Genomic DNA, 4,564 nt, shown 5'->3' with positions numbered 1-4,564 from the left:
TGCGGTACTCCTCGCTGCCCGTCGCAGCAGTGATGACGGCGTACGTTCCGGCCTCGGATCGGACGAGCCGAGCGGAGTACAGGCCGGACGGTGAGCGGAGCGCGGAGACAATTTCCGTTTCTGTCGGTGCGGACGGCGACCCGGACGTGCTGGGACTCCCCTCGGTGGTGGTCGGACCGAGGGAGGTCGATGTCCCCGCACTCGCGGTCGGGGAGGACGTCGTCGACGTCGTGGTGGAAGCAGACGATTGCGGCAGTGAGCGTGCTCCCGTCGCTGGTGCCGAGCAGGTGACGCCCGTAGTCGACGTCGTGTCGAGCCTGTACGCGACGAAACCTGTGGAATACGAATCTCCTTGAATCGAACGGATCTCGGCGTCAGCGGTATTCGCGGTGATGAGAGCGGTGTCGAGGTTGGTCCGGGCGATCCTGGCGGTCACCGGTTGCCCCGCGGCCGTCGGGGTGGTGGTCACCGTGGTGACGTAGGCGAAATTTCCGTCCGACGGATTGCGAACGGTGACCTGGTAAGTCACACCCGTGCCGACGTGGGGCCACGTCAATGTCGCTGCGGTGGCACTTCCTGTGCCGGTCGTGGAGCATGCGACGGAAGCCGGGGGTGCCACATACGCCGGGGTCCCGTCACGTTCCCCGCTCGGGCTGCAGTTGAGGTCCTGGTTGTGGCTGATCAAGGACACGGGTTGGGAGACGAGGCGGCCCCTCCATGCTGCCGACACCGTGCCTCCCGGCAACATCGTGTGTATTTCCGCGTTGTACTGCCAGATGAGGCTGCGGCGAGGAAGACCTGTGCCGTACAGGTCGTACGAGATGGTGCCGCCCGTCGCGGCGGTGATGTCGGTGATGTCGACGGTCCGCCAGACACGACCGTCCAGATCTCGCAGAATGATCCGGTACTGATAGGGCGACCCGAGATGCGTCCAGCTCAACGTGACAGGATCGGGTTGGTCGAGAATGAGCTTGCTGTTGCAGCCCACCGTTCCTGCAATTTGGGGTACGTACTCGCTCTTCGAAGCGAACGCTCCGCTTCGCGCGGTCGCGCTGTCGACGAAGGCCGCATCGGTCCCCGGCGTGTGCGAGAGGCCGACCGCAGACACGACGACGAGGACTGCCAGAGGAGTCACGGGGGCCTGGGCGTTCCGGAGGGGCGATCCGTCGGGACGCACCGCGATCCGGATGAGGGCGGCGGCGAGTATCGCCAGCACGACGAGGCCGGGAACGGTCCGGAGCCAGGCGGCAAGGTAGCCGAGGCCGTCGACATGGAAGAGCACCCGTTCGGCCGAACTCACTCCGTAACTGCGGGGATCGGGTTCCGGATTCGCATCTCCTTGCAGCCGGAGGAGGGCCGTGTTTCCGGCGAAGGACTCGACTTCCACGATCCGATGGGTGATGCGACTGCCTTGATCGTTGATCACACTCACCACGTCACCGGACCGAAGGTCGGCTGCGGGGACGGTGTGCGCTATCGCGAGGGAGCCCGAAGGAATCGCGGGTGCCATGGAACCCGAGCGGAAGATCAACGGCGTCAGGCCGAACAGGGCCGATACCGCCGCGACGAGGATGCACAGGCTGCCGAGTACTGCACCGATCGTCAGGAGGGTGTCCCGCCCTCTGCGTGGGGGCCGCGCCTGGTGTGCGTGTTCGGTCATTGCCGCCTCACACCGTCGTCTGCGCCGTGAAGGTGAACACGAGGGCGGACACGCTCTGGTTCTGTGTGGGGAGCGGCGTCGACGTGGGCAACGTGACGACCATGCACAGTGTCTCCCTACCGGTCGTGGCCGCAAGGGGGCGAGCAGCAGCGACGATCGGCGCAGCACCTCCCGCGATCAGGTTCGTCTGTCCGATCTGTGTTCCCGTGCATGTACCCCTGCGGAGACCGCCGGCAGTGAGGTTCGACGGGGTTCCGTTGCTGAAGACCCGGAGTTGCAGATTGTTCGCGAGGGCCGGACTTCCGGCGGGTGTCGCGACATTCACCGTGTACGTGACGTCCATCGTCGAGCGTGTGTTCTGCACCTGCAGACTCGCCGCTCGACTCTCGCCCGGCATCATGGAGGACGAGTTCAGGTCGGAGAACGTATAGGACTTCACGTCGTTCGCTCGCAGATCGACCGTGCCGGTACTGAACGTTCCCGTCGCCACCGCCGAATTCGCCCACGCGGCGAAGGTTCCCACCGCGCCGAGTGCGAGGACCGTTCCGAGTGACAGTAGTGCGCGCACCCGGACGGTGAAGAATGAAGCCGCTTTTCGTAGGTACTTGCGAAGGTGATCGAGAACTTCATCGCCGCGCATCGCTGCCTCCGCCGGTTCGTGCTGCGTCCCGCTCACGTCTGCCATCCCGGATACCGCTGGTGAACAGCACGGTGGCGTAGCCGAACAGTGCGATCGCGATGATCCCGACGGTCCACGAACGCTGTTGCCCCGTCAGCCAGTTGTTCACGTATCCCAGGTAGGGGATCGAATACCAGACGCGTCCCCGAATCTGTTCGTAGAGAACCGGTTTCTCGTCGGGCACAGTGTTGGCGTCACCCTGCGTGATGTACGTGCGTTGCCCCTTCGCGGATTGGGTGGACGCGATGATCCGATGCGTCACCACAGTGGGATCCCCCGAACGCAACTGGTACGTCACGGGCATTCCGATCGCGAGTTCGTCGGGTTCGACGGGTTCGACGACGATGAGGGTGCCGGGTGGGTAGGTGGGGTCCATCGATCCGGTGAGCACGGTGAAGCGTTCGCCGCCGGCCACGGCCGGGATCAGGATCGTGATTGCCAGCAGGGCGAGCATGGCGAACAGCAGGGCCCAGGTGAGCATCGAGCCCATCCACCAGAGCGGCCCTGTCCGGTCGTCTTCTTCCCGGGATTCGGTCATATCTGTTGCTCCACTCGAAATTCGAGCGCAAGGGTGGTCGACCTGCCTTGTTCTGCCGCGGCTCCGACGGTCGCCCGGAGGCACCACACCTCCGTGGTGCCCGGAGCGGCCGACCGTCCTTCCCCTGGAGCCGGAAAGGCCGTCCAAGGACCGCCGATCGGCGACGTCGGTGTAGCCACTGCTGCACCGGATGACGTCGGGCATGCGTCGGCGGAACCGACGATCCACGCTGTCACCGCGATCGGCAACCGGGTCGAGCTCTGACGTACCGCTTGCAATCGGTAACGTGCCTGGGCGTCACCCCGAATGCTGACCGTCAACGGCTGTTGCACCACGGATCCCTGCGCCAGGTTGGTACCGCCGAAGTGCGTCCATGTGTAGTCCTGGGAGCCCTGGGCCATGATGGTCAGGCTCCCAGAGATGATCGTGCCGCCCCTGAGTTGTGTGCTGTCGCGCCACAGTGCGCCGGTCTGCTGTGTGGACCAGAGGGTCACGAGCAGAACCGACGCGACTGCGGCGATCCAGGCCCATCTCCGCTTCATGTCCTCACGCGGGAGCGGGGTTCGTGTTCTGCTGCAGATTCAGGCTCAGATTGCCGAGATCGACGGTCTCGTTCTGTCCGGTCGTCCCCGATGTGGCCGGATCGAACGTGATGGTGATGTCGACCGAAATATCCTGAGGCGCACCGCCGTTTGCCACGACCTGAACACCGTCGGCTCCACCGGTGAACGACTGGCCGGCGTACTCGCCGTCGATGGTTGTGATCAGGGCGTTTCGCAAGTCGGTATTTCCCGTGACGCCATCCAGATTCGCGGTGAGTGTGGCTTCCAGATTGTCGCCCTGGGCGGTGAGCGTGGAGGCGCAGGTGTAGCGCACCGTGTCGCCCGGGACGATTCGGAACGATGAAATGTCACTGATCGTCGCTCCACCATTGCCGACATCGGTCCACGTGCCGCCGCCGGCGCACTCCCCGAGCGTCAGCTGACCGGATGTGATGGTACCGGCGTCACCGTCGGTCTGATCGTTCCAGAACGCGAGGCTGCCCAGTCCGCCCAGGAGCAGGATGGCTCCGGCCCCTGCGGCGATCGCTCCTTTGGTCTGTTTCTTCATACGATTGCTCCCCTCGAAGGTCGTGCTCCCGACCTTCGTCAGGTACCCGTTGTGATCGACTCCATACCAACCATCTGGTATTTCTGTGACGGGTGTTGCCCCTGGGGCGATAGGAGACGATTTCGTTACCGCCGGGAAGAAATGACCGGGTCAGAACAACAGCCGGTACAGCCCGATCAGGCCGACGACGACGATGGCGATCCGCAACGCGACCGGCGACAGGCGCCGGCCGTAGTGGGAACCGAGGTAACCGCCGATCAAGGAGCCCACGGCGATCAGTGCGGCCACGGTCCAATCGATCCGGTCGAACGCCACCAGGATGTACGCACAGGCGGCCACGACGTTCACGACCAGTGAGAGCAGGTTCTTCGCGGCGTTCTGCCGCTGGATGTGATCGTGCAGCAACGCGCCGAACAGACCCATCAGCAGAATGCCCTGCGCTGCTGTGAAGTAGCCGCCGTAGATACCGACGGCGAAGGTGCCGACGACGAGCAGCGTCATCCGTATCGGTCCGAGACGGGCGTCGGCGTCGCCACCCGTTCTGCGCGCCACCCAAGCCTGGATCTTCGGCTGCAGC

At 64.7% G+C, this 4,564-nt stretch carries 6 protein-coding genes; all 6 read right to left on the bottom strand.

From position 1 onward, the window contains the following. Positions 1-1,660: signal peptidase I (locus tag R1101_RS29275; protein WP_016934466.1), on the bottom strand; the 1,660-nt coding region annotated here is incomplete at its 3' end. Positions 1,661-1,667: 7 nt separating this feature from the next. Then, on the bottom strand, positions 1,668-2,300 hold the full coding sequence (locus R1101_RS0116395; RefSeq protein ID WP_016934465.1) for a SipW-dependent-type signal peptide-containing protein: 633 nt from the start codon (positions 2,298-2,300) through the stop codon (positions 1,668-1,670). Beyond that, positions 2,287-2,877, bottom strand: a complete 591-nt coding sequence (locus R1101_RS0116390) for a signal peptidase I (RefSeq protein ID WP_016934464.1) — start codon at positions 2,875-2,877, stop codon at positions 2,287-2,289. Before R1101_RS0116390 ends, R1101_RS0116395 begins: the two co-directional genes overlap by 14 nt. Further along, the gene (locus R1101_RS31070) at positions 2,874-3,419 is read right to left on the bottom strand and encodes a hypothetical protein (protein ID WP_232284770.1); all 546 of its coding nucleotides are present in this window, start codon (positions 3,417-3,419) and stop codon (positions 2,874-2,876) included. The genes R1101_RS0116390 and R1101_RS31070 overlap by 4 nt, the downstream gene beginning before the upstream one ends. Before the next feature lie 4 nt (positions 3,420-3,423). Beyond that, the gene (locus tag R1101_RS0116380) at positions 3,424-3,987 is read right to left on the bottom strand and encodes an alternate-type signal peptide domain-containing protein (RefSeq protein WP_016934462.1); all 564 of its coding nucleotides are present in this window, start codon (positions 3,985-3,987) and stop codon (positions 3,424-3,426) included. A 150-nt stretch (positions 3,988-4,137) separates the two neighbouring features. Continuing rightward, positions 4,138-4,564: sulfite exporter TauE/SafE family protein (locus R1101_RS0116375; RefSeq protein WP_016934461.1), on the bottom strand; the 427-nt coding region annotated here is incomplete at its 5' end.

The sequence above is a fragment of the Rhodococcus sp. R1101 genome, from assembly GCF_000278445.1.
In the GTDB taxonomy this organism is placed as follows: domain Bacteria; phylum Actinomycetota; class Actinomycetes; order Mycobacteriales; family Mycobacteriaceae; genus Rhodococcus; species Rhodococcus gordoniae.
The sequence above is the reverse complement of the archived record's forward strand: the minus strand, read 5'-3'. Positions and strand labels throughout refer to the sequence as shown.

Bases quoted from the DNA above. Each gene is read 5' to 3' on its own strand.
- R1101_RS0116380 (WP_016934462.1), bottom strand. From the start codon at position 3,987: ATGAAGAAACAGACCAAAGGAGCGATCGCCGCAGGGGCCGGAGCCATC.
- R1101_RS0116390 (WP_016934464.1), bottom strand. From the start codon at position 2,877: ATGACCGAATCCCGGGAAGAAGACGACCGGACAGGGCCGCTCTGGTGG.
- R1101_RS31070 (WP_232284770.1), bottom strand. From the start codon at position 3,419: ATGAAGCGGAGATGGGCCTGGATCGCCGCAGTCGCGTCGGTTCTGCTC.
- R1101_RS0116395 (WP_016934465.1), bottom strand. From the start codon at position 2,300: ATGCGCGGCGATGAAGTTCTCGATCACCTTCGCAAGTACCTACGAAAA.